2 protein-coding genes are annotated in these 1,816 nt (G+C 68.9%); both read right to left on the bottom strand.

Translation table 11 applies throughout. The features are described 5' to 3' along the window. On the bottom strand, positions 1 to 420 hold a 420-nt coding region (locus AC3XYG_RS02750), incomplete at its 3' end, for a cation:proton antiporter domain-containing protein (RefSeq protein WP_489138279.1). Between the two features lie 172 nt (positions 421 to 592). Then, complete coding sequence (locus AC3XYG_RS02745) at positions 593 to 1,777, bottom strand: M20 metallopeptidase family protein (RefSeq protein ID WP_489138278.1); 1,185 nt, start codon at positions 1,775 to 1,777, stop codon at positions 593 to 595. Positions 1,778 to 1,816: the final 39 nt, after the last annotated feature.

Below are 1,816 nucleotides of genomic sequence, written 5' to 3'. Positions count from 1 at the left end.
CAGCAGGAAGAATACCGCGGCGGCGTCGGTCGAGCTGATGATCGCGCCGGTCAGCAGCGACACGTACCAGCCGAAGCCGAAGATGACATGGACCGCGACCGCGGCCAGGCCGGTGGTCATCAGCACGACGATGGTCGCTAGGGTCAGCGCCGGGGCGGCGGCGGCGCGGAAGCTCTGCAGCCTGGTCTCGAAGCCGCTGTCGAACAGGATCAGGGCCAGCGCCACGCTGCCGATGAAATAGGCCGCCGGGGCGTTGTCGAAATGGATCTTGCCGATGCCGTCCTCGCCGGCGCCCAGGCCGACCGCCAGGAACACCAGCAGCAGGGGGGCGCCGACCCGGAACGAGATCAGGCTGGTGAAAACGCTGAGCGCAATGAGTCCCGCCGAAACGAGAATGGCGAGGTTCATCGCCTCGATCATCTGGGCCCTCTTAACATCCGGGGATCACGGTCGCAGCAGCGCGACTCGCCTCCTGGACTTCATCCCAGAAAGTTGACGGAAATCGGGCTCGATTGCACGGCTTCAGGTCGCGATTTCCGCCGGATTGTCCCGCCGCGGCGGAAACAACAGCAGATGCGTCAGCCGGGTACCGTCAGGACAGCAGTTCGACGGCGCTGCGCGACAGGGCGGCGACGCCCAGGCCGATGCACGCCTCGTCCGGCTGGTAGTCGGAATTGTGCAGATGGTCGTCGCGGCCGGGCTGTGACGCGCCGACGAACAGATGGGCGGACGGCACGCGTTCGGCGAAGAAGGCGAAATCCTCGGCACCGAACACCGCCGCATTCTCCCGCACCGCGTCGCCGCCGAACTGCTCGCGCACCGCGGCGACCGCCTGGTCCAGCACGCGGTCGTCGTTCATGACCGGCGGCACGCCGCGCCGGTAGCGCAGCTCGGGCTCGACCCGATGGCTCAGGGCGATGCCCTTCACGATCCGGCGCACTGCGGCTTCGGCCGCGTCGCGCACCGCCGGCGACCGGGCGCGGACGGTGCCGCGCAGGGTGCAGCTGTCAGGGATGATGTTGTGGATGGCGCCGCCGGCGATGCTGCCGATGGTCACCACCGCCCCTTCGGCCGGGTTGGTTTCCCGGGACACCACAATCTGCAGTTGGGTCACGAGATAGGCCGCGGCGACGATCGGGTCGATGGTGTCGTGCGGCCGCGCGGCATGGCCGGACCGGCCGCGCAGCACCAGGTCGAAGCTGTCGGACGATGCCATGCTCGCCTCGTGTTTGTAGCTGAACGCCCCGGTCGGCAGGCCGGGATCGTTGTGGAAGGCCAGGGCCATGGCGACACCGTCCAGGGCACCGTCGGCGATCATGGCGGCGGCACCGCTCTCCTGCGTCTCCTCGGCCGGCTGGAACACCAGGCGCACCGACCCGCGCAGCTGCGGCGCCAGATCCTTCAGCACGGCGCCGACGCCGATCAGGGTCGCGGTGTGGATGTCATGGCCGCAGGCATGCATCTTTCCCGGCACCGTGCTGGCGAAGGGCAGGCCGGTCATCTCGTGGATCGGCAGGGCATCCATGTCGGCGCGGATCACCAGCATCGGCCCCGGCGCGCCGCCCTGGATGTCGGCGACGATGCCGGTGCGGCCGATGCCGCTGCGGTCGGCGATGCCGAGCTTGTCCAGTTCGGCCGCGACGACGCCGGCGGTGCGCTCGACATCGAAGCCGAACTCCGGATGGGCATGGATGTCGCGCCGGACCTCGATCAGGCCGGGCGCGATCGCCTGCACCGCCTCGTCGATCGAGGCCCCGATATCGTTGCGTCTGTCCATCGAACACATCTCCTGCGCCGCCGGTTGCTGACACTGATT

Source organism: Inquilinus sp. (genome assembly GCF_057815775.1).
Note: the sequence above shows the minus strand (reverse complement) of the source record. Positions and strands in the feature narration are given on the sequence as shown.